This is a genomic window from Limisphaera ngatamarikiensis, from assembly GCF_011044775.1.
Lineage (GTDB): Bacteria > Verrucomicrobiota > Verrucomicrobiia > Limisphaerales > Limisphaeraceae > Limisphaera > Limisphaera ngatamarikiensis.
The window spans coordinates 25,372-48,743 of record NZ_JAAKYA010000076.1; the positions used below are offsets into that span (position 1 = coordinate 25,372).

17 protein-coding genes and 1 tRNA gene are annotated in these 23,372 nt (G+C 65.2%); 9 read left to right on the top strand and 9 right to left on the bottom strand.

Annotated elements, in window-relative coordinates:
* Positions 1–120 precede the first annotated feature (120 nt).
* From G4L39_RS10955 to G4L39_RS10970, 4 genes are read left to right on the top strand one after another with little or no spacing between them, the layout of a single operon-like run.
* Positions 121–1,320: a GSU2086 family protein gene (locus G4L39_RS10955; protein WP_205880960.1), complete on the top strand. Its 1,200-nt coding sequence runs from the start codon at positions 121–123 to the stop codon at positions 1,318–1,320.
* Entirely contained in the window at positions 1,317–2,369 is a 1,053-nt protein-coding gene (locus G4L39_RS15470) for a bifunctional heptose 7-phosphate kinase/heptose 1-phosphate adenyltransferase (protein WP_165108205.1), read from the top strand. Before G4L39_RS10955 ends, G4L39_RS15470 begins: the two co-directional genes overlap by 4 nt.
* Positions 2,370–2,402: 33 nt before the next feature.
* A complete protein-coding gene (locus tag G4L39_RS10965; RefSeq protein WP_165108206.1) occupies positions 2,403–4,139 on the top strand; it encodes a 4-alpha-glucanotransferase in 1,737 nt (578 codons plus the stop codon).
* A 17-nt stretch (positions 4,140–4,156) separates the two neighbouring features.
* Positions 4,157–5,632: an MFS transporter gene (locus tag G4L39_RS10970; RefSeq protein WP_165108207.1), complete on the top strand. Its 1,476-nt coding sequence runs from the start codon at positions 4,157–4,159 to the stop codon at positions 5,630–5,632.
* A 27-nt stretch (positions 5,633–5,659) separates the two neighbouring features.
* Here the strand turns inward: G4L39_RS10970 and G4L39_RS10975 are convergent.
* From G4L39_RS10975 to cimA, 9 genes are all read right to left on the bottom strand, one after another.
* Positions 5,660–5,747, bottom strand: a tRNA-Leu gene (locus G4L39_RS10975).
* Between the two features lie 152 nt (positions 5,748–5,899).
* A complete protein-coding gene (locus tag G4L39_RS10980; RefSeq protein WP_165108209.1) occupies positions 5,900–7,858 on the bottom strand; it encodes a glycoside hydrolase family 97 protein in 1,959 nt (652 codons plus the stop codon).
* Between the two features lie 181 nt (positions 7,859–8,039).
* Positions 8,040–8,774, bottom strand: a complete 735-nt coding sequence (gene rsmI / locus G4L39_RS10985; protein ID WP_165108211.1) for a 16S rRNA (cytidine(1402)-2'-O)-methyltransferase — start codon at positions 8,772–8,774, stop codon at positions 8,040–8,042.
* 108 nt (positions 8,775–8,882) lie between these two features.
* Positions 8,883–10,964 (bottom strand): secretin N-terminal domain-containing protein, encoded by a 2,082-nt coding sequence (locus G4L39_RS10990; RefSeq protein ID WP_205880961.1) that lies wholly within the window; start codon positions 10,962–10,964, stop codon positions 8,883–8,885.
* A 101-nt stretch (positions 10,965–11,065) separates the two neighbouring features.
* Entirely contained in the window at positions 11,066–11,773 is a 708-nt protein-coding gene (locus G4L39_RS10995; protein WP_165108214.1) for a hypothetical protein, read from the bottom strand.
* Positions 11,774–11,775: 2 nt separating this feature from the next.
* On the bottom strand, positions 11,776–13,170 hold the full coding sequence (locus G4L39_RS11000) for a type IV pilus biogenesis protein PilM (protein WP_165108216.1): 1,395 nt from the start codon (positions 13,168–13,170) through the stop codon (positions 11,776–11,778).
* Positions 13,155–14,906 (bottom strand): GspE/PulE family protein, encoded by a 1,752-nt coding sequence (locus G4L39_RS11005; protein WP_165108218.1) that lies wholly within the window; start codon positions 14,904–14,906, stop codon positions 13,155–13,157. The genes G4L39_RS11000 and G4L39_RS11005 overlap by 16 nt, the downstream gene beginning before the upstream one ends.
* Before the next feature lie 205 nt (positions 14,907–15,111).
* On the bottom strand, positions 15,112–16,098 hold the full coding sequence (locus G4L39_RS11010) for a ThuA domain-containing protein (protein ID WP_165108220.1): 987 nt from the start codon (positions 16,096–16,098) through the stop codon (positions 15,112–15,114).
* Positions 16,095–17,690, bottom strand: a complete 1,596-nt coding sequence (gene cimA, locus G4L39_RS11015; RefSeq protein ID WP_165108232.1) for a citramalate synthase — start codon at positions 17,688–17,690, stop codon at positions 16,095–16,097. The genes G4L39_RS11010 and cimA overlap by 4 nt, the downstream gene beginning before the upstream one ends.
* Before the next feature lie 1,244 nt (positions 17,691–18,934).
* Here cimA and sppA point away from each other — a divergent pair.
* From sppA to G4L39_RS11040, 5 genes are all read left to right on the top strand, one after another.
* Positions 18,935–20,014: a signal peptide peptidase SppA gene (gene sppA / locus G4L39_RS11020; protein WP_165108221.1), complete on the top strand. Its 1,080-nt coding sequence runs from the start codon at positions 18,935–18,937 to the stop codon at positions 20,012–20,014.
* 12 nt (positions 20,015–20,026) lie between these two features.
* A complete protein-coding gene (gene upp / locus G4L39_RS11025; protein WP_165108223.1) occupies positions 20,027–20,650 on the top strand; it encodes a uracil phosphoribosyltransferase in 624 nt (207 codons plus the stop codon).
* A 101-nt stretch (positions 20,651–20,751) separates the two neighbouring features.
* The gene (locus G4L39_RS11030) at positions 20,752–21,603 is read left to right on the top strand and encodes an LpxI family protein (RefSeq protein WP_165108225.1); all 852 of its coding nucleotides are present in this window, start codon (positions 20,752–20,754) and stop codon (positions 21,601–21,603) included.
* 47 nt (positions 21,604–21,650) lie between these two features.
* A complete protein-coding gene (locus G4L39_RS11035) occupies positions 21,651–22,151 on the top strand; it encodes a hypothetical protein (RefSeq protein WP_165108227.1) in 501 nt (166 codons plus the stop codon).
* A gap of 253 nt (positions 22,152–22,404) precedes the next feature.
* A partial coding sequence (locus tag G4L39_RS11040) for a transposase (RefSeq protein WP_165108229.1) occupies positions 22,405–23,372 on the top strand: 968 nt, incomplete at its 3' end.

Genomic DNA, 23,372 nt, shown 5'->3' on the forward strand with positions numbered 1-23,372 from the left:
CCGGGCAGGGCGACTTTGAGTGGGAGCCTTGAGTGCATGCGAGGTGCCGGGTTTGCTGTGCGATGGCTTGAGGGGGAGGTGAGAAACCGGCAGACTGGTTTGGGGACCCGGGAAGAAGGCATGAACACGGAAGCGTCCAGTTGTGGGGGCGTGCTGGCGGCGGAGCGTCGCCTGCCGTTGGAGAGCGTGCGGGTGTGGCCGTTGGCGGAGCGCCGCAGTTTGAGCCGGTTGACCGACATTTTGATTTCGCCGGATGCGGACGTGGGACCTGTGGCACCGGTGTTGGAGTCGGCGTTGGACGAGGCGGCGGAGAAGATCCGGGCGGCACGATCTCGCGGGGCTTCGGTGATGTTGATTTACGGGGCGCACCTGATCAAGAACGGCCTGATGGACGTGGTGATTCGGCTGTTGGAGGGCGGGTGGGTGACGCATCTGGCGACGAACGGGGCGGGGACGATTCATGACTGGGAACTGGCGTACCTGGGCCGGACGGAGGAGAGTGTGCGGGCGCACGTGGTGGAGGGGTGTTTTGGGACGTGGGATGAGACGGGCCGCTATTTGCATCTTGCGTTGATGGCGGGGGCGGTGCGGGGCGAGGGGTGGGGTCGGAGCCTGGGCCGGTTTATCGTGGAGGATGGTGTGGAGCTTCCGCCGGTGGGGGAGTTGGAGGCGGCGATTCGGCGGGAGCCGCGGCATCCCTTGGCGGGTGCGCGGGCGGAGTTGTTGCAGGCGATGGTGCGGCATGGTTTGGGCGGGGGCCGTGTGGAGGTGCGGCATCAGTACAAGGAGCATTCGTTGTTGGCGCGTGCGTTTTTGTCGGGGGTACCGTTTACGGTGCATCCGGGGATCGGGTATGACATTATTGCGACGCATCCGTGGTTCAACGGGGCGGTGCTGGGTCGGGCCGGGGGGTGGGATTTTGCGGCGTTCGGGGCTTCGGTGGACCGGTTGGACGGCGGGGTGGTGCTGTCGGTGGGTTCTGCGATCATGGGTCCGCAGGTGTTTGAAAAGAGCCTGAGTTGTGTGAACAATTTGCGCCGGCAGTCGGGGCGTCCGCGGGTGGAGGGGCACACGATTTTTGTGGTGGATCTGCAGGATGGCGGCGGCTGGGATTGGTCGAAGGGTGAGCCGCCGAAGGAGCATCCGGCCTATTACCTGCGTTTTTGCAAGAGTTACGTCCGGATGGGGGGCACGATGCGGTATGTGCAGTGCGACAACCGTGTGTTTTTGTTGTCCTTGTGGCGGCGGCTGCGGGCATGGTCGGATGGCGCCGGGCATTCGGGTTCCGCTGGAGTGGGTGGAAAGGAGGCGTGTGCATGAGGGAGGCACTTTCGCCGGATCGGATTCGCGAACTGGGTCGGCGGTATGGGAAGCTGCGGGTGGCGGTGGTGGGGGATTTTGCGCTGGACCGGTACCTGGAGATTGACCCAGGGTTGCGGGAGCGTTCGTTGGAGACCGGTCTGCCGGTTTACAATGTGGTTCGTGTGCGGGCGCAGCCCGGGGCGGCGGGCACGGTGGTGAACAATCTGGTGGCTGCGGGTGTGGGGTCGGTGTTTCCGGTGGGGTTTTGCGGTGCAGATGGGGAAGGGTATGAGTTGCGGCGGGCCCTGGCGGCGCTGCCCGGCGTTCGGTTGGACGGGTTTTTGGAGACGGCGGACCGCAGGACGTTTACCTACACGAAGCCCCTGGTGGTGGAGGCGGGTCGGCCGCCGCGGGAGTTGAACCGGTTGGACATGAAGAATTGGACGCCGACGCCACGGCGGGTGCGGGAGGCGCTGGCGGGGCGGGTGCGGGAGTTGGCGCCGCAGATGGACGCGGTGATTGTGCTGCATCAGGTGGACCGGCCCGGGACGGGTGTGGTGGGGTCGGAGGTGTTGCGGGCGGTGGAGGCGGCGGTGTTGCAGGAGCCGGAGTTGTTGGTGTTGGCGGATAGTCGGACCGGCATGCGCGGCTTTCCGCGGGTGATGTGGAAGATGAACCTGCGCGAACTGGGGCTGACGCTGGGGAGGCAGCGGCGATTGTCGGGTGGCAGGGCTCTGGTGGAGGCGCAGCGGTTGGCCGGCCGGAATGGTCAGCCGGTGGTGGTGACACTGGGGGAAGAAGGTCTTTTGGGTGCGTGGCCCACGGGCGAGGCCTGGACCGTTCCTGCGCTTCCGGTGGACGGACCGATTGACGTGGTGGGGGCGGGTGACGCGGTGAGTGCGCATTTGGTGGCCGCGCTGGCGGCGGGGGCGCTGCCGTGGGAGGCGCTGCAGATGGCGAATGCTGCGGCCGCGGTGGTGATCCGGAAACTGGGCACGACCGGCACCGCCACCCTGGGGGAGGTGGAGCGGCGTTTGTGTCGTGGGAGGTCGCCGTCGCGGGATTGAACGGGGGCCGGGATCTGCCATGTTGGGGCGCGGATGAGGTTGGTTGTGGAACATCGTTACGGAGGGATTCTCATCCCTGTGTTTGCCATTCGAACTTCGGCGGACCTTGGCATTGGTGACACGGCCGGGGTTTGTGCGCTTCTGGACTGGTGCGCGGCGCACGGGGTACGGATCCTGCAGACCTTGCCGATCCAGGAACTGGGCCCGGATTACAGTCCCTACAATGCCGTCAGCGCGCGGGCACTGGAGTTTGGCCTGTTGGATGTACGGCCGGAATCGCTGCCGGACCTGGACCCGGGCGTGTATGCGGCGGTCCTGGCCGAGGAGGACGTGGACTCGTTGCGTGCGGGTTCCGTGGACTATGAGGGGGTTCGTGCGTTGAAGGCTCGTTTGCTGGAGGAAGCCTTTCGGAGTTTCGAAGCGCGGGAGGTTGGGGCGGAGACGGACCGGGCACTTGCGTTTCGGGCGTTTGTGGAGCGGGAGTCGGATTGGCTGGAGGATTACACGTTATTCCGCGTGTTGATGGAGGAGAATGGGGGTTCACCGGCGTGGGAGGATTGGCCGGCGGAGCACCGCAGTCCGGAGCGGGCCCGGCGGTGGTGGGAGAGTTTGGGTGGTCCGCGGCGGCAGGCGTTGGAGGAGCGGCGGCAGTTTCATGCTTACGTGCAATGGCTGGCGCATGAGCAATGGGGACGGGTACGGGAGACGGCGGAGGCTCGGGGCGTGGCGTTGATGGGGGACATGCCCTACGGGGTATCGCGGGCCAGTGTGGACGTGTGGGCCCGGCAACACTTGTTTGACCTGGAATGGTCGGGCGGGGCACCGCCGGAGTACACGTTTCGGGGGGACCCGTTTGTGGAGAAGTGGGGGCAGAACTGGGGCATTCCGAACTACCGCTGGGAGGAGCACCAGAGGGAAGGCTTTGCCTGGTGGCGCGATCGTGTTCGGCATTTGACGCGGTTTTTTCACGCCTACCGGATTGATCACGTGCTGGGTTTTTTTCGGATCTATTCGTTTCCGTGGAAGCCGGACCGGAACGATGAGTTTGTGGACCTTTCGCCGGAGGAGGTGGCGCGTCGGACCGGCGGGCGGCTACCGGGGTTTCTGCCCCATGCGGATGACACGCCGGAGCATCGGGCGGCAAATCAGGCGCACGGGGAACGGCTGCTGCGGATGCTGCAGGAGGCCTCGGGCGAGGCCGCGATAGTGGCGGAGGACCTGGGTTGGGTGCCGGAGTACGTGCCGGAGACACTGCAGCGGCTGGGCATTCCGGGGTTTCGGATTCCGATGTTTTGCCGGGAAGCGGATGGGCGGTACGCGGATCCGCGGGGCTATCCCCGGTTGTCGTTGGTGCAGCCGGCGACCCACGATCACCCGCCCCTGGCGGCGCGATGGATTGAGCTTTGGCGGGCGGCGGATGCGGGGGACGGCGGTGCTCTGAAGGAGCTGCATCATTTGATGGAATTTGCCGGCATGCCGGGAGTTCCGCCGCCCCGGGCGTATACGCCGGCGGTTCAGGAGGGTCTGTTGCGCGCGGTGTTTCGGGCCGGGTCGTATTTGGCGGTGGTGTTATTGGATGACGTGCTGGCATTGACGACCCGGTACAACCGTCCGGGAACACGATCGGAGGAGAACTGGACGGCGCGGTTACCCTGGACGGTGGAGGCGCTGGGGCGGGATCCGGTCGCGGTGGCGCATGGGGCGCGGCTGCGTCGATTGCTGATGGAGACGGGTCGGTGGGGCGACGTGCCGTCGGCCGATTCCGTGTAGGGGAACTGGATTGGGGGATGGCAAGCGCTCGGGATTCAGACTCTGTTCGGAAGGGACAGGCGGGGCCGGTGCAGGGGGTGGCTGTGGCCGGCGACGCGGTTGGCAGGGCTGAAGGGGTGAGCGCCGCCGGGGACAAACCCTCGGAAGGAGGAGCGGGTGTCGAGGCGTTCCCGGCCGGGCTGCGTTACGCGTACCTGTTTGCCTGGTTCAATGCCCTTTCCTATCAGGTGGTGCTGGGCAGCCCGATGATTTTGTATGCGAAGTCGTTGGGGGCGAGTGCGACGGTCTTGGGTGTGATTGCCGGAATGATGCCGTTGCTGGTGATTCTGCAGATTCCGGCGGCGGCGCACATCCCGCGGATTGGCTACCGGCGTTTTGTACTGAGCGGGTGGAGCATTCGGGTGATGTTCATCCTGGGGATGGCGTGGTTGCCGCTGCTGGGGGGTGTGCTGGACGCGCGCAATCAGCTGGCGCTGCTGTTGTTTTTGTTGTTCGGGTTCAACTTGTCGCGCGGGATTTCGAGTTGTGCGTGGTTGCCATGGATCACGGCGCTGGTTCCGGCGGGTTTGCGAGGGCGATACCTGGCCCGGGACGCGGCGATTCAGAATCTGGCCGGGATGTTGACGTTTTGGATTGCGGCGTTGCTTCTGGGGGGAGCGGGGCAGGCGTGGCGGTTTGGGTTGTTGTTTGCCTTTAGTGCGGTGATGGGTGGGTTGAGCCTGGTGTTTTTGAAGCGGATCCCCGACGTGCCCGTGGGGGTGGAGCCTCGCGGCGGAGCGGGGCCGGTTCCCTGGATGGCGATGTTGCGGCATCCGCCCTTTGGGCGGCTGCTGCAGGTGGTGGTGGCATGGTCGGTGGCCTACGGCGGGATGACGGCGTTTACGGTGGCGTTTCTCAAGTCGAGCCTTGGATTTACCGAGGGGGACGTGTTGTGGGTGACGTCGCTATCGTTTGTGGGGGGGCTGAGCAGTTTGTGGTTTTTGGGGTCGCGGCTGGACCATTTGGGGAGTCGTCCCGTGATTCAATTTTGCGGGCTGGGTTGGCTCGGTGTGGTGGCCGGGTGGCTGTTGTTGGCCGGCGGTGTGAAGAATCCGTCGATGGGTGTGGTATTGGGGCTGCAGTTTCTGATGGGCCTGTTGGCGGCGCTGGTGCAGATGGCGCACACGCGGCTGGCGATGGCGGTGATTCCGGTGATGGGCCGGAACCATTTCTTTGCGCTGTATTCGGTGGCCAACAACGTGACATTGGGCCTGGCACCGATTGGTTGGGGGTTGTGGATTGATGCGGTCGGTGGGCGGACCTGGCGGTGGCTGGGTGTGGAATGGAACCGGTTCAGTCTGTTTTATGCGGCGGTGGGTGTGGCTTTTGTGGTGTTGGTGTTGTTGACGCGCCGGTTGATTGAGCCGCGAGCGGTGAGCATGGAGGCCCTGCTGCGGGAGATTCTGATCGAGTCGCCCCAGCGGTTTTGGTTTCGGTTTTGGCCCCGGTCCTGAGGAGTGTCGCGCCGCCGGGACAAAAGCTGGTGCCGGTGGTGGGACTCGAACCCACACGACCTTTTACAGTCCCAGGATTTTAAGTCCTGTGCGTCTGCCATTCCGCCACACCGGCATGCGGACGGGCTGGAAGAACAATAGTCCGGGCGTTGAGGGACGGAAAGTGGGATTCCCTGCGGTTTCCGGGGCTCTGCGATGGGCGGGCGGGAGGAACCGGGAGGGAGGTCATTGGCGGGATTGGGCCGGTGCCTGTGTTTTTACGGCGGTTCACATCCAGCCGGGCCAATGCCGGGGCGGATGAAAATGAAACAGGGCGCCGCCGCCCTCAACAAGGTCCACCTGGAAAGGTTGCGCCGGGGCGGGTCCGGATTCGATCTGGATGCGGGATCGGTCGGGCGTATCGCGGTAGACGGTGCACTGCATGTTGGGAGAGCTCCAGCGGCGGGGGTCGAGAGACAGGGTTATGGGATGGTGTGAGCAGTTCAGCATGGCGACGAACCATTCCGAGCCGCGGCGTCGGGCCATGGATACCAGCTGGCCGATCCGCGACTCGGGCAGTACGCGGGTTTCATCCCAGGTGGTGGGCACCTGGCGGAAGAAGGGCAGGGCGGGGCTGTTCAGGTAGGCCTCGGGATGGTCTGGCCAGCAGAGGAGTGGGGAGCTGAAGACCACGGTGGCGGCAATTTGGAATCCGAGGGTGGTTTCCTTGCGGAGGTGGGGTTGCACGTACCCGGGAAGGAAGTCGGCGGGGCCCACGACGAGGCGTGTGAAAGGGAGGGCGCCGTAGTGGGTGAGGGGCAGGCTGGACCAGAGCTGGTATTCCTGTTCGCGGACGGCTTCGCGGGTGAGCTCGTTGGGCCAGGTGCGGTTCAATCCGGTGGGTTTGGGGATGCCGTGGAAATTGATCAGGAGCCGGTGTTGAGCGGCGCGCCGTCGGAGGTCCTCCACGGCGGTGACGGTGTCCAGGCTTTCGGAATCGAAGAAATCGATTTTGACACCTTTGACCCCGGCTTCGGCGCAGCGGCGGAAGAAGGTTTCGCGGTTTTCGGGCCGGGTGAGTCCGGGACCGTCGTCGCGGCCTTCGGGGTACGCGTGCCAGAGGAGGATACCGACGTTACGTTCGGCGGCGTATCGGCAGAGCTCGGCCACGCGGGTCCAGAGGTCAGTGCCGGGTTCGATCCAGCCCCAACGGTCGGTTTGCCAGCCTGCGTCTACGAGGAGGTACTCGCATCCGAGGGCGGCTGCGGTATCGACGAACCATTTTTGTCGGTCCCAGCGCGCGCCGCCGTTGCCGAAGACCATCCAGGTGCAGGGGGCGCGACCCGGTCGGAGCCATGGGGTGCGGGCGCCCTGGGGGAAGAGTTCGGGGTCGGGCGGGTCGCACAGGGCGGGGAGGACGTCGGAGTTGACGAGTTGATCGAGGTTGGTGGCGATGATGACGACGCGCCAGGGCGAGACGATGGCTCCCTGCCACCGCCAGCCTTCAGGGTCGTGAGGGAACACGGCGCGGAGCCGGCCGGGCCCTGCGCTTTCCAGGGCCATGCCACTGTAGTCGAGGAGGCGCGCTTCGGAGATGAGGAGTGTGGTGTTTTGCGTCAACTCGGCGGTGACGGGCAGACCCATGCGGAGCCCGGGTTGGGATGGCAACCCGGAGGCGGATAGGCTGTGGAAGATGCCCTCGTGGTTGGCCAGGTTGGTTTGCAACCAGAGCCGGGCGTCGGGTGGCAGTTGGAACGTGGTGAATTCGCCCTGAACATGGCGCGTGCCGGCTCCTGCGGGCACGAGGTATCGAAAGGCGATGGCGTCGCGGAAGACACGGACCTCGAGGGTCCAGGTCAATGCGGGGCCGGACCGAATGGGGATTTCGTACCCGTAACAGTCATTGGTGACCCGGTTTCTGGCGCCCAACCAATCGAATTCCTCGTAGTGACGGCTTTGGTGGACCGGCCCTGTGACGATCCCGCAGGCCAGATTTGTGCCGTCGATTTGAAGTCCCAGGGTTGCGGGGAGCAAGACCTGCCGTTGATGAGCCTCGACCGACCAGGTCAACCATCCCTGTGAATTCGTGCTGAGGTGGAACCTGACGGTTTGAGAAGGATCGGTCAGCGTCCAAACCCCTTCGGACCCCGCAGCGGGGTCGGACAATGGAAGAAGAATGGCAACGAGGAGGGTGGGGACGGGTGAGAGCCGGCTCGTGGGACGGGCGGTGTGGGGCGTTGCGTTCATGGAAGAAAGGATGGAACCCGGGGGGCCGGGTGCAACGTCATTGTGCGGGTGGAGCCGGTGAATGGAATGGACTCCGGGGCGGTGTCGGCAGTGGGTGGGGTGGGGCGTGGTGGGCTTGTGACAGCAGACTTTTTGCTGCAGGGGGCGGGATCCGGGCGCTGTCGGGCACTTGCCGCGCTGCTTATGAGGCGGCTTCCGGCACCCGGGGTGGAGACGCTGTTTGGGGGCCGACAAGCACGACGCATTCGCCGCGCAGGGGTGCGTTACGGGTGCGGGCAAGGATCTCGGCGGCTGTGCCGTGCAGGAACTGCTCGAATTTTTTGGTGAGTTCGCGGGCCACGACCACCGAACGGTCGGGATAGAGCTCTGCCAATTCCTCGAGCAACCGTTGGATTCGGTGCGGGGATTCGTAGAGGACCCATGTGCCGGGGATGGACCGGAGGCGTTCGAGCTCGCGTCGTCGTGCGCCGGGTTTGTGGGGGAGGAAGCCGAGGAAATGAAACTCGGCGGTGGGCAGGCCGCTGGCGGTGAGGGCGGCGATGAGGGCGCAGGGGCCGGGCACCGGTTCGACTCGCAATCCGGCATCCAGGACGGCTCGGACGACACGTTCGCCGGGGTCGCTGATCCCAGGTGAACCGGCGTCGGTTACGAGGGCGACGGTTGCCCCCTGGCGGAGGCGTTGGACCAGTTGTTGGGCGCGAGCGGCCTCGTTGTGGGCGTGGCAGCTCAGGAGTGGTTTCTGGATCTGGTGATGGCGCAGGAGTTGGAGGGTTCGCCGGGTGTCTTCAGCGGCGATGAGGTCGCACTGGCGGAGGACGCGCAGGGCGCGGAGGGTGATGTCCTCGAGGTTGCCGATGGGGGTGGCGACGAGGTAGAGGGTGCCCGGGGTGAGAGTTGGCTCTGGGGTGTCGGGCATGGGGTCAGGTTGGGTTGCAATCCCGGTGGGGGCTTGCGGTGGTTTTGGGCCGGGGTGGCGGTGGTGCCGGGGTTGTGGCCGGGGATGGAAGTGCCTGGGTGGGGCGGCTCACGGTTGGGTGGGCTGGGTTGTAGTGGTGGCGGCGGGTGTTGGGCCTGCCGCCGGCTCGGTGCGTGGGGCGCGGGTGCGACGTTCCTGTTTGTCGCGATAGATGCGTTCCTCTTCGTTGAACTCGCGTTCGGCGCGGTGCACGCCGGGGAGGCGCTGGCGTTCCTCGGCGGAGAGTCGGGCGGCTTCTTCGGGGTCCATGAGTACGATAGGTCGCATCAGGACCATCAGTTCGCTGCGGTCGCGGGATCGGTCGTTGCTGCGGAAGAGGTATCCGAGCAGCGGGATATCCTTGAGGATGGGGACGCCGGCGTGGGATTCGGTGCCGGAGGAACGGATGTAACCGCCCAGGAGGATGCTTTCGCCGTTCCGGACGGCGACCTCGGCCGAGAGGGTACGGCTCCGGGTTTTGGGGACCTTGCCGCCGCCGGCGATTTCGACTTCGTCGCCCAGTTCGTCGATGGCCTGGTCGATTTGCATGAGGACGAGGCCGTCGGCGTTGATGAACGGAGTGACCGAGAGCTGGATGCCGACGCGGAGTTGCTGGTAGCTGGCGGCCGGGCCGGTGCCGAAGCCGCCGTAGTAGGTGCTGGTGATGTACGGGACGGTTTCGCCCACGAAGAAGGAGGCCGGTTTGGCGTGGGAGGTGAGGATGCGCGGTTTTTGGATCACGCGGGCGGTGCCGTCGCTGGCGGCGGCCTGGAGGGTCAGGTAAAAGCTGTCGTCGATGCGGGTGAAGTAGCGCAGGCCGGTGCCGAGGAGATCGGCGGTGAGGTTGGTGCCCGTGCCGGAGAAGTTGAAGATCTGGTTGGCGTTGATGCCGCCGGCGCCGAGGATGTTATTACCGCCGAGCTGGCGGGTGGTTTGGACACCGGAGAGGCCGAGGTTCCATTTGTTGTTGAGGGAGACGTCGAGGATGGTGGTTTCGATGAGGACCTGTGGGAGGATGACGTCGAGTTTGGCGATGATGTCCTTGATGGTGGCCATGTCCTCCCTGGTGGCGTAGACCAGCAGGGCGTTGGCGCGTTCATCGGCGATGATTTTGGTCTGGCCGAGGATCTGGATTTCGCCGCTGGCCAGGGCGGAGGCCCGACGGACGATTTGCTGCAGGCGCTCGCTGAAACTGGCCTGGGGATTGGCGGGCTGACCCGGCTGGGCGCCCACGGTGCCGAGCGGCTGGCCGGGGAGGCCGGTGGTTCCCGGCCGTGGGAGGCCGGTGGCTCCGGTGGTTCGGGTGCCTGAGGTGCGGGTGCCGACGCTGGTGGTGCCGCCGCCGGAGCTGAGGCTGTTGAGGGCTGCAGCGATGTCGGAGGCCATGGCGTACTTGATCGGGATGACTTCGGAGACGTACTCCGAGGGGACGGCCACGTCGATTTCCTGGATGAGTTCGAGCATGCGTTTGACGTTTTCGGCGTTGTCGCGCAGGACCAGGATCTGGTTGCTGTCGATGGGCAGGATGCCGTTGGGGACCTTGGCAAAGGGGGTGAGGACCTGGACCAGTTCGCTGGGTTTGGCGTACTTCAGTTGGACGATGTGGGTGACGTAGGACCCGAGCTCGGGCAGTTGCTCGGGTTGCAATCGCTGGATGGGTGCCCCTTCCTGGTTGGCCTGGGCGATGGGCACGGCTTTGACGAATTTTTCGCCGACGGGGATCATGGCGATTCCGTTCATGGCCAGGACGCTGTCCAGGGCTTGGATGAACTCGCTGCGGGTCAGGTCGGACTCGGTCCGGAGTTTGATGGGTGGTGCGGCCAGGTTGGCGGGTCGAAGGATGGTGCGGCCGGTGAGTTTGGAGTAATACTCAAAGACCTGTTCGAGATCGGCGCCGCCGGCTCCGACCCAGTCGATGGTACCGGCGGGTATGGTGGGGTCTTGAGGGTTGGTGGCTGGATTGGCGGTGACGGTGGTGGCGGCCGGGGGCGGCAGGTTTGGGCCCGGTTGGGGTGGGGTCCCGGGCGCTGACGGGGTTGGCGCAGGGGTTGGCGTGGGCAGGGTCGGAACGCCTGCGGGCTGAACGGGCGCGGAACCGGCGCGGACCGTTGCGGGTCGGTTGGTGCCGATGGGTGAAGGCGAGGGCAGCACCGGTGGTGTTGCTGGTGGCGGCGTTGGTTGAGCCAGGGCAGTTGATGCTGCCAGGGCAACCAGCCACGTTTGAAGGAATCGGTTCACAGCCATAGCTCGGTTCATCGGTTGGGAGGTTGGTTCGCAGGTGCGACGACGCCTGTTCCCGGGTTTCGTGGAGATGCCGGGGGACTCGCGGTCCGCGCGGCTCGGGCTGGTACGGCGGGTGGCGCTCCGGTTTGGACGGTTGCGACGGGCTGGTTGGTGGCGTGGGTTGGGGCGGGACCGGATTTTTTCTGGTAACTGGCGACGAGGGTGATATTGCCGACGAGCCGGTTGCGCGGCGGATCGGGCCGGAGGGACAGCCCGCGGATGCGCGTCATGGAGCCGGCGGAGCCGATCCGGTAGAGGAAATCCAGCAGGGCGCGTTCTTCGGCAAGGACACTGATGGTTTGCGAACGTTCGATGAAGAAGGGGTTGTTGGTGCGGGTGGTCATGCGGGAGCTGCCGGTGATGGTGACGCCGCTGAGGGAGGCCTGGCGTTGGATGGCGCTGAGGAACTCGGTGCCCTGATCTTCCTCGGGGATTGGTTCCTGGGCGGATTCGAGCACGCGGATGCGCGCCTCCCATTTGGGGGTTTCGGCGATGGCGGCCTCGTAACGCCGGAGTTTGAGGCGGGCGTCGTGGAGTTCCTGGCGCACGTCCTGCCAGTCGCTGAAGTGGGGCCAGACCAGGAACATGTTGAGGACCAGGAAGACGAGCAGGCCGACGCCGATGACCAGGCGGCGTTCGCCGGGGCGGAGGTTCAGTTGGCCAAGGGACTTGCGCATGGTCATTCCTCGGGTCGGCTGAGTTCCAGGCTGAAGTTCCAGGAGACCACGTTGGCGTTGGGGGTACGGCGCTGCGTAAAGGGCTCGCCCTTTTGCGGGTCGAACATGGGCTGGCCGCGGACCTGTGCCTTGCGGAGGGCGCTGCTGAATTCGATGACGGCCATGACACGGTCCTCCGGGCAGGTACCGTTGAGCGTGAGGCGGCGGCCGTCGGCAAAGTCAAAGGACTGCAGGGTGGCGCCTTCGGGGAGGAGTTCGGCCACCAGTTTGTAGCAGTCCAGTGCGGCGAACCGGAGATCCTGACGGTCCTGGAGGACCTGGGCGCGGGCCTTGAGCTGCGAGGCCCGGTTGTATTCGGGTGTGATCTCTTCGATGCGGGCCTCGACCCGACGCAGTTGGAATTGGAGCACGCCGAGTGCGGCGAAGTAACCGATCACGCCCAGGAGGTAGAGTCCGACCACTGCGCCCAGACCGGTCATCCAGAGTCGGTCTACGAAGGATTGGCGGTAGCGTGTGGCGTGATCGGCGGGCAAAAGAGAGGGCAGGCCGTTGGCCTGGAGGGCTCGTTCAGCGGTGCGGCGGGCCAGTTCGTCCGGTGCGGGCGGGGGCTGGACGTGCACGGTCGTTTGGAGGCCTTCGCTGAGTGCGGGTTCCCACTCGGCGGCCGTGACCGGATCGGCGACCAAGTGCCATTCGGGCGGCCGGGTCAACCAACCATCGAGTTCACCGGCCCATGCAGCCTGGTGGAGCTGACTGCGGATGAGGGCGGGGCGGTTCTCCGGGGGTGGGAGTTGGAGGAAGCTGAGGTTTTGGAGGATTCCGCTGTACCACCATGCCACCAAGGCCAGGTCGGGTCGTCCGAGGACACCGGCATGGATCCATGCGCCGTCGCCGGTGACGGGCACGGCGGCCAATTGGTCGAGGGCACCGAGTTCGAGTCGGTCCGGCTGATAACCGGCTGATTCGAGCTGGCCCAGGAAGGATTCCACGGTTTCACGGGCGACGATGACCACCACCAAGGTTTGCTGCCCCTGGGGTGCACCCGGCATGGGATGGTAACTCCAGATGGCCTGCGCCACCGGCAGAGGGGAGAGTCGTTCGAGCTGGAGCTCGATCATGGCCCGGGTTTCGTCCGGTGTGGCGGCCGGCAGATGTACCACGCGGAGGAAGACCCGGTCGGGATGCAACCAGGCGATGTGCAGACGGGGGCGGCCGAGGGTGCGCCAGTCTTTGGTTCCCCAGTGGCGGGGCAGGGGTTGGTCGGTGTTGAACTGCTCGGCCCGATCCAGTTGGAGGGTGCTGCCCTTGACCTCGAACCGCCAGACGCGGCGTCCGGTCTGGCGGGCGGCCAGGACATGACATGCGTGGTGACGGGGCTGGGTCAGGCGTGCGCCCATGCGGCGTGTTTCGGGTTCTCGGCCAGGGTATCCAGGTGTTGTTCGATCTGGGTGACCCGGAGGACCTCTTCGATGGTGGTGATGCCTTCCTTGACCTTGTTCCAACCGTCAGCCCGGAGGGTGCGCATGCCCAGCTCGATGGCTTTTTGGGCGATGGTGGATGCCGGGGCACGGCTCATGACGAGGGAGCGGATGGGTTCACTAACCACGAGCAATTCGTAGATTCCGGTCCGGCCCTGGTATCCGAGTTGGCGGCATTCCTCGCAACCGGTGCCGTGGTAAAACTTGGCGGTTTCGATGTCTGCAGCCGGGAAACCGATTCGTTTGAGGTATTCCTTGTCCACCTTTTGTTCGGTCTTGCACAGGGGGCAGATGGTTCGGACGAGTCGTTGGGCCATGACAGCTTCGACCGAGGAGGCGACGAGGAACGGCTCGATGCCCATGTCGATGAGCCGGGTGAACGCGCTGGGCGCGTCGTTGGTGTGCAGGGTGGAAAAGACCAGGTGGCCGGTGAGGGCGGCGCGAATGGCGATCTCGGCGGTCTCCAGGTCACGGATTTCGCCGACCATGATGACGTTGGGGTCCTGGCGGAGGATGTGGCGGAGTCCGACGGCGAAGGTCAGGCCGATTTCGGGTCGCACAGCGATCTGGTTGATGCCCTTGAGTTCGTACTCGACCGGTTCCTCGATGGTGATGATGCGTTTGTGGACCGAGTTGATGGTGCTGAGGAAGGCATAGAGGGAGGTGGATTTACCCGAGCCGGTGGGCCCGGTGACCAGAAAGATTCCGTGGGGTTTGACGATGAGCTCGCGGATGAGCGCTTCGTCGCGGGGTGAGAATCCGAGTTTGTCCAGGCTCAGGAAGATCTTGCCGCGGGTGAGGAGTCGGAGGCTGACGCTTTCGCCGTAGACGGTGGGTACGGTGGAGACGCGGATGTCGATTTCTTCGCCCTGGATGCGGACGTTGATGCGGCCGTCCTGGGGGAGGCGTTTTTCGGCGATGTTCATGCCGCTCATGACCTTGATGCGGGAGATGATGGCGGACTGGAACCGCTTGAGCTGGGGCGGCATGGGGATTTGGTGGAGGATGCCGTCGATGCGGTTGCGGATGCGCAGTTCGTCCTCGGCGGGTTCGAAATGGATGTCGGTGGCCCGGTTTTTGTAGGCCTCCCAGATGACCTGGTTGACGAACTTGATGACGCTGGCTTCCTGGTCGCCCTCGGTGATTTCCTTGTCCTCGCTGACGAGGAGTTCGATGGGCTCGTCTTCGGCCATTTCGTCGAGGGTTTCGGCGCCCACGCCGTAGTATTTCTTGAGGGTTTTTTCGATGTCGTTACGGGTGGCGAGGGCGAACTGAACGGGCTGGCGCGCGTCGAACTGAACGGCGTTGAGCATGGAGGTGTCGAACGGGTTGCTGACCGCGACCTGGAGGAGGCCGTCACTGAGCTGGACGGGCATGACCGTGTATTGGAAGGCCACCTTGGTGGAGAGGCCCTTGCGGGCTTCGGGCGGGATGTTGGCGCGACTGAGTTCGAGGAAGGGCCATTCGAGGGTTTGAGCCAGACGGCGCAACAGGGCCTCCTCGCTGAGTCCCCGTTCCCGGGCGACGAAGGCCGGGAATGACTCGCCGGAGCCGTTTTCGACGGCAATGCGCCAGCTGCGGATGAGGTCATCCACCGTTTCCGGTGGAACCTCCAGCGCCGTGCCGAGCACGTTTTTCAGACCCAGATAGCCCATGGCTGGCTTACCTGCTCGCTAAGGGCAAACACCCGAGGCGACCGAAAGTTGCGCCCGGGATTCGCCGGGAGGGTTTCGTGGCGGACATGGGGCGGGGCGGCGCGGTTTTGGTGGGTGCCATGGGTGCAGGACGGTCGGAACCTCCCAACTGGGGCGGGGCGAAGGGTTCGATGGTGTGATCGGGGGCGGGGTTGACGAGTGGATGTCACGGGCTGAGGTAATCGGCCGGCTTGCGGCCACGGATGAACTGGTTGAAGCCAAACATGGAGGGCCGATAGTCGCCCACGGGGGTGACGTCGGCGCGGGGCGGTACCGGGCGGCCGGTCAGCCAATAGCAGGCGTTGACGAGGAGGCGACGAAGGTCTTCGTCCTGCAAATCCACTGCGGCGCCGATGGTGGAGGTGAGTGCCCGGGTGGTGGCGCCGTTGGGCCAGGTGTGGTCGCGGATCCAGACCAGGGGCATGAGCGGCTTGTCATAGTTGGGCGGGGCGTCGGGCTGCATGCCGTGCAGGACCAGGCCGTGCATGAGAACGATGTCGGTGGGACGAAGATTGCGGATGGCGTAGACATCGGTTGGACCCCAGACGGTGCGAACGCCTCGCAGGACCGGGTGGTCTGCGAATCGACCGTCCACCAGCCCGCGTGTGCTTTCCCTGCCGTGTTCCCCGTGATGGGCGATCCAGGTTTCACCCAGGACCTGTTGACCGAATCCGCCGGGCCAGGTGCGGCTGCGCCAGTCGAAGTGGGCGTAGGGGCTGTTGGGGTTGCGGGTGTACTGGAAGGCGTGTGTGGCGGTCCGGAGGGCGATGAGGGGTTTGCCGGCCTGCAGGTAGTCGACGAAATGGCGCATCTCGGGGTCGGGCAGTTCACGAAACCGGAACTGGAGAATGACAAGGTCTGCCTGACCGAGGAGGTGCATGCCGGGCACGTTGGTTTGGTTGTTGGGGTCGATGGTGCCGTCGTCGGGGTTCTGGGAGAAGAGGACGGTGCAACGGAATCCGTGCCGATGGGCCAGCAGTCGGGCGAGCATGGGCAGGCCCTCTTCGGACCTGTACTCCTCGTCTCCTGCGAGGAGGAGAATGTAGGGGTGTGGCGAGGCGGACCCGTCAGCCGGTTCAAAGGTCAGCCATGGTTGCGCGGCCGGGGCGTGCAGGGTTGCCAGGATCAACAGCGTCGGAAGGAGTCGGTTCATGAGCCTTTTGCGTGCCGCCGGCGCAACCGGTTTTTGCGGAGCAGGGCGTATTCGAGGCTGTCCGCCAGGGCCTGGAGACTGGCCTCGACGATGTTTTCGCTGACGCCCACGGTGCCCCATTCCTCGTGACCGTCGGTGGATTCAATCAACACGCGCGTTTTCGCAGCAGTGCCCGCGGCGCTGTCGAGGATGCGAACCTTGTAGTCGGTGAGGCGCACCTTTCGCAGTTCGGGGAAGGAGCGCACCAGGGCGGCGCGCAGGGCACCGTCGAGGGCATTGACCGGGCCGTCACCCTCGGCGACGGTATGATGGACCTGGTCTCCGACCCGCACCTTGACGGTTGCCTCGCAGATGGATTCCTGGGCGTCCCGTCGCATGGAGACGTGGTAGGTTTCGACGGTGAAGAGCAGTTCGGGATTGTGCTCCAGCACGCCACGGATGAGCAGGGCCAGCGAGGCGGGCGCGGCCTCGTACTCGTAGCCCTGGTGCTCACGTTCCTTCACCAAGCGGAGGATCTCCTTGACCTCCGGCATGTCGGGGTGGAGGCGGAAACCGAGTTCACGGGCTTTCATGAGGATGTTGCTGCGCCCGGCCAGGTCGCTCACCAGCACGGTGCGGGAATTGCCCACCAGGGCGGGGTCGATGTGTTCGTAGCTGGCGGTGATCTTTTGGACGGCGTTGACATGGGTCCCGCCCTTGTGGGCGAAGGCGGCCGAGCCAACCCAGGGCTGGCGCGGGTTGGGCCGCAGGTTGGCGATTTCGTCAACGAACTGGGAGAGTTCCTTGAGTTTCCTCAGGGACCGGCGCGGCACGGTTTTCAGGCCCATTTTGAAGGTGAGGCAGGGGATGACACTGGTGAGGTTGCAGTTGCCGGTGCGCTCGCCATAGCCGTTGATGGTGCCCTGCACGTGGACGGCGCCGGCTTCGACCGCTGCGAGGGCGTTGGCCACCCCGAGGCCGATGTCGTCATGGGTATGGATGCCAACCGGGCAGGGGAGGGTGCGGACGGCGAGCGCGGTGACCTCGGCCACCTCCCGCATGAGCGAGCCTCCGTTGGTATCGCAGATTACCACAAGGTCTGCGCCCGCCTCGGCGGCGGCCTTCAAGGTGGCCATGGCGTAGTCGGGGTCCAGCTTGTACCCGTCGATGCAATGTTCCGCGTCGTAGATCACCGTCCGGCCGTGATCTTTCAAGTACCGCACAGTCTCGCGGATCATGGCCAGGTTTTCCTCCGGCTTGCAGCGGAGGACTTCCCGGACGTGCAGGAGGGAGGTTTTGCCATAAATGGTCACCACGGGCGTCTCGGCCTCCAGCAGCAGGCGCACCTGTTCGTCCCGGTCCACGGGGATGCCCTTGCGGCGGGTGGAGCCGAAGGCTGCCAGACGCGCGTTGCGCCACCGGCGACGCCGTGCCTGGGCGAAGAACTCGATGTCTTTCGGGTTGCTGCCGGGCCAACCGCCCTCGATGTAATGGACACCGAAGGCGTCCAGGCGCTCGGCGATGCGCAGCTTGTCGTGCACGGAAAAGTTAATGCCTTCGCCCTGGCTGCCGTCACGCAGTGTGGTGTCGTATATCTCGACTGACCGTTTCATCATGGCCGTGCGTTAAACACCTAATGATTACGGCAAAGCGGTTCGCAGGAAAAGCCGATTGTAGGGTGGGACCTTTTGCGGGCAACTTCCTGGTTGCTGGGATTCGGCCTTGTGAACCGCCGCCCAGCGGAGGTTACCGGGCCGGGGTCCGACACCGAGAACCGGCCCTGTGGAATTGGTTCAGGTTCGGATGTGGAGGTTTGCTGCAGCGGCTGCTTCGCAAACGGCCGCCGTCCATGGGATGAAAGGGCGGACTGGCGCACAGGTGCAAAACTGAAGGGCGCACCGATGGCCAGGGTGTGGGTAAGCAAGGCCGGGCGCAGAATGTACGCGATGTGTACGGTGAGGGGAGCCAATTCAGCCGGATCGGGAGGATGCGACAAGATGTGGAGGAGTCGCGTAGCCGGGGCTCCGCCGTAGCGGCAGGGGGGCCCGGAGACGCGGGCCGGGTGCCAGATGGGGTATGGATCGGCAGCGCGCTGTGACTGTGGTCGACGTGGCTCGGTGGGCGTGGCTGGGGCGAGAGGTTTCGCTATGGGCGGCACGGGGCTGTTCCGAGCCCGTTTTCGGTGAAGCTTTGCGCATTTTCAGGCGGCTTGCCGGGAGTGTCCTCGACCGGGGCTTGAGCCGGGGCCCCGATCAGGGGCTGTGGATGGGGCTGGGGGACTGGCCGGGATGCGGCTCCCGGCGGACGGGCATGAGCCGGGACCGGGTTGAACGCTGGGGGTGATGTGCAGAAGGGGCGTGGTATGGGCCGGGCAGAAGACCGCGTGCCAGCCCCGAGGGTCCGGTTCGTTGGCCGGGCGGGCGTTCATCGGGCCGTGGTTGAGGAAAAGGGCGGACCATGGAGGGGTTGCGGATATTGGGCCCGCTCGGATCAGGCGGTTGCCTGGGAAGGAAAAGGGGCCGAATCATTGTTCGACCCCCTACCCGAGACGCAAAGCACCAAATTGTCTCGCCTGATGCGGCGCGGCAGTTCCGAAGTTCCAATTGCACACGGTGTTCGAACTGCCTTCTTCTCGCTTCAGCCAGGGGCATTTTGGCACAGGTGAATCTGTCCCGGTATCCCCATTTCTGGGGACAACAGACGGGATGGGAGGGGCAGGGCCGTGGAGCTCTTGCGGGCGGGGTGAGGTTTGACTAGCGTCGGAGGCATGACATACGACCCTTCCAGTCAATCCGGGCCTGGTGCGTCGGGTTCGTGGGGTGCGGGTGGGCCACCCCCGCCCTCCTCGGTACCTCCAGTGATCCGACCCACCGGTGGTGCGGCGGCGGGGCGTCGGCGCCCTCGCGGTTGGGTGTGGCTGCTTGTGCTGGGTTTTGTGGGTTTGGGTTTGTGGGTCACATGGACGGTGGTGTCGGGGCTTGTGCGTTTGGAAGGTGTGACGGTGGCGGCGGGCCGGGGAGGGGGGCCGCGGCTGGAAGAGGTGGTGTTGGAGGACCACGGTGTCCGCGAGAAGGTAGCGGTGGTGGACTTGCAAGGGATCATCACCAGCGAGCTGGTCGATCCGCTGGGGTTTGACTTGGTGGATGTGATCCGGGCGCAGCTGAAGCGGGCGGGGCAGGACTCGCGGGTGCGAGCGGTGATTCTGAGGATCAATTCGCCGGGGGGCGAGGTGCTTGCGTCGGATGAGTTGTATCGGGCGGTGCGCCGATTTCAGCAGGAGTACGAAAAGCCGGTGGTGGCGCTGATGGAGAATGTGGCGGCGTCCGGGGGCTATTACGTGGCGGTGGCGAGCCGCTGGATTGTGGCCAACGAAATGACGCTCACCGGCAGCATCGGCGTCATCCTTTCGACGTGGAATTATCGCGGCTTGATGGACAAGGTGGGGATTCGGCCGTACACGTACAAGAGCGGCCGGTTCAAGGACATGTTGAGCGGATCGCGGGATCCCTCGGAGATTCCGCCGGAAGAACGCGAGATGCTCCAGGCGCTGATAGACGAGGTGTTTGCGCGGTTCAAGCAAGTGGTGGCCGAGGGGCGCAAGGCTGCGGCGGAGGCGAACCAGTCGGAGGGCCGGCAGTTGGTGGAAAACTGGGAGGAATTTGCCGATGGGCGCGTGTTTTCCGGTGCGGAGGCGTACCGGCTGGGGTTTGTGGATGAGTTGGGGAACTTTGAGACGGCCAAAGAGCGGGCCATGGCCCTGGCCGGAGTCGAGGAGGCCAACGTGGTGCGGTACCAGAGGCGGCTCACCTTTGCCGATCTGTTCCCGTTCTTTGGCGGTGAAGGCCGGGCGCACACGGTGAAGGTGGATTTCGGGCTGGAACTGCCGCATCTGCGGGCCGGGCACCTGTATTTCCTACCCCCCGCGCTGGTACCCTGAGGAGCAGGTGTTGTGACCGGGGTAATCGTCATCCGACATCCGTTGATCCGGCACAATTTGACGCGGTTGCGCGACCGCCGGACGCCGCCGCAGGAGTTCCGGCGGTTGCTGGCCGAGGTGGCCGGGCTGATGGTGTACGAGGCCACGCGGTCGTTGCGGGTTCGGCGCTGCGAGGTGGAAACGCCATTGGAACGGACGGTGGGATGCGAGCTGGAGAGGGAGGTGCTGCTGGTGCCGGTTTTGCGGGCGGGCCTGGGAATGCTGGACGGGATCCTGCGATTGATTCCACACGCGCGGGTGGGGTTTCTTGGGTTGCGCCGCGAGGAATCCACGCTGGAGGCGGCGTTTTACCATGAAAGCCTGCCGGCGGGATTGGAGCGGTTTGAGGTGTTGGTGATGGACCCGATGCTGGCGACGGGTGGCAGTGCCTTGAAAGCACTGGATCGTTTGACGCAGGCCGGCGCGCGCCGGTTGCGGATGATTCACCTGGTGGCCGCGCCGGAGGGGATACGAGCCGTCCGATCGCGGTATCCGCGGGTGCCCGTCTTTACGGCAGCGATTGATCGCGGGCTCAATGAGCGTGGGTTCATTTTGCCCGGCCTTGGGGATGCGGGCGACCGCTTGTTTGGAACCTGAAACCGGTCTGCAGGATGGGGTGGTTTTGGCGGCATCGGCGGGTGGAGACAGGCGCGACCGGGGTCGGGCAACCGGAGGGTGCTTGTAAAGCAGGACCGGCCATGGCCGGGGTTGCCGCGTCCGGGGCACCGCCCCGCCTGGACGTATTGGGGTTGATTGCCGGGAACCGGTCGCTCCCGATTCTTTTGGCGCAGCAGGTGAAGTCGGCCGGGGTGGGTCGGCTGGTGGCGGTGGGGTTTGAGGGGGAGACCGACCCGTCCCTGGCCCGGTGGGTGGACGACCTGGCCTGGGTGCGAGTGGGTCAGTTGGAGCGGCTGATCCGGGTTCTGCGGGAACGCGGGGTACGGTACTGCGTGATGGCGGGGCAGATCGCCCCCAAACGGCTCTATGAGGTTCGACCGGATCTGCGTGCCCTGGGCCTCTTGATGCGGTTGAAGGAGAGAAATGCGCACACAATTTTCGGTGCGGTCATTGAGGAGTTGCGCCGGGAGGGGATCGAGGTTTTGGAGGCCACGCCATGGCTGCGACCGCTGATGAAGGGGCCCGGGTACCGGTTGGGGCCGGACCCGACGCCGGAGCAGATGGAGGATGTGCGGTTTGGTTATCGCGTGGCCCGCGAGGTTGCCCGGCTGGAGATTGGGCAGTTGGTGGTGGTCAAGCAGGGCACCGTGCTGGCGGTGGAGGCGTTCGAGGGGACGGATCGGTGTTTGTTGCGAGGGGGTGAACTGGCGGGGCCCGGCGGGGGTGCGGTGGCGGTCAAGGTGGCCAAGGAAGGCCACGACATGCGATTTGACATACCCTGCGTGGGGCCGGGAACCTTGGAAAGCTGCGCGCGGGCCGGGGTGGCTGTGTTCGCATTTGAGGCGGGTCGGAGTCTGGTGCTTGAAGAGCAGACTTGCGGCGAACTGGCCCGGCGGCACAAGATTAGCTTCCTGACGGTTGGCCCGGCCTGAGGCTCCGGCACAGGTCCGGGCCCGATTGTCAAGCGGGTGGAAGGTTCATGCTGAAGTCGCACGAATTAATCGGGTTCATGTCGCCGTCGCTGGCGGCGGACATTTTGAATTTTGCCTTTGCCGAGGACAAACCGACGTACAAGGCCACATTGGCCGCGGTGGCCGAGGCCCGGCGGGTTCGGCCCGTCTTTTTGCTGCAGCAACCCCGGGCGCGGCGGGACCCGCTGATATTGAACACGCTGACCCGTCCGTCCCTGGACGCGGCGGCCGCCACTTTGATCCGCTCCTGGTTGCTCAAAAAGCACAAGGCCATGCTGGCGGATTTCCTGGACGCACTTGGCATTCCCCATCAGGACGGAGTGGTCGAAACCCTGCCCGAAAAGGTGGAGGACGAAAAGCTGCAGAAGGCGGTGGGAACACTGCTGAGCAAGTACCCGGCCGAGGTGGTGACCGTTTACCTGCACGCGTTCAATGAAATGAACGAGGTCAACTGGGAGAACCTCACGCGCCTCTTGAACGAGGACGCGCGCTTGCAGTTTGGCGGTTGAGGGGATTTTACGAAGGTTTGCGGGCCGCCTGCTGGCAGTCGGTGGGCAGGTTTGCTGCCGAGACTTCTGGTCCTGTTCGTCGGCGCGGGCTTGTCCGGATCTTCCGGCGGGGGTGCAGTCCGAATCCAGAGGCCCTTGGTCGGCCCGTGCTGTTCACCCCAAACCTTAGCCATCGCCTGAAGCATTGCACCGGCGGGTGAAGATTTTTTGGGTTCGGCGTTGAATATCCTCGCGCGCCGTGCCTCAATGAAGCATGCCGACCGTCACCAAACGCTCGCCCAGGATCCGCTTCGAGTTTGTTGCCGCTCAAAAGCAGTCCACCCCGGGCGGCCTGCCCGCCCTGGAAGCCCTGGCCCAGCAGTTTGACCTCTGGCAAAAAATCCGCGCCCTGCCCGGACTGGACCCGCGCACCCGCACCTCCCACGGCTATAGTCCCGAACTGATCGTGGCCCAACTGATCTACTCCTTCTGCTCGGGCGGGGCCAGCCTGGCCGACGCCGAACGGCTCAACGACGAGCCGCTGGTGCGCCAGTTGGCCCGCGTCAAAAAGTTCGCCGACCAGACCCAGTTGGGGCAATGGCTGCGCCAACAATCCGACACCTCGATCGCCGCGCTCTGGAACCTCAACGCGCAGTTTGTGCAGTGGGTCATCGACCGGGCCGACCCCGCCCGCTGGACCTACGCCGGACGCGCGGAAGCGTTTTTCGACGAGACACAGATCGAAGTCTTCGGCCCGAGCTTCGAGGGGGCGAAGATCAACTACGAGGGCCAACTGGCGCTCTGCTGGCAGACGTTCTGGTTCGGCCCGTTCCTGGTCGGCGGTGAACTGGGTTCGCCGGGCGACGTGAGCCGCGCGTTGCCGGCGATGCTGCAAACGCTCCGGCCGCTCTGGCGGGATCGCGCCTGCGATTTCCTGGCCGACAGCGGCTCCAGCAGTGCCGAGCCTCTGCAAGCCATCGAGCAGGCCGGCTTCACGCATTGGAGCGTCAGCTACAACCAATGGACCACCGGGCCGGAGCGCACCGCCGCCGCACTGCCCCGGAGCGCCTGGAGTCCGGCCACGCAGAGGCGCTGGCGCGACGGGGTGGAAGTGACCGGGCAGTACGCCGGCATCCGGCACACCGTGGCCGGCAGCGACTTCACTTTCCCGCTGGCCGTGGCGCGGTGGAAGAAGGACGACGAGATGTTCTGGCGTTACGCCTTTGTGGCGCACGACCCGCG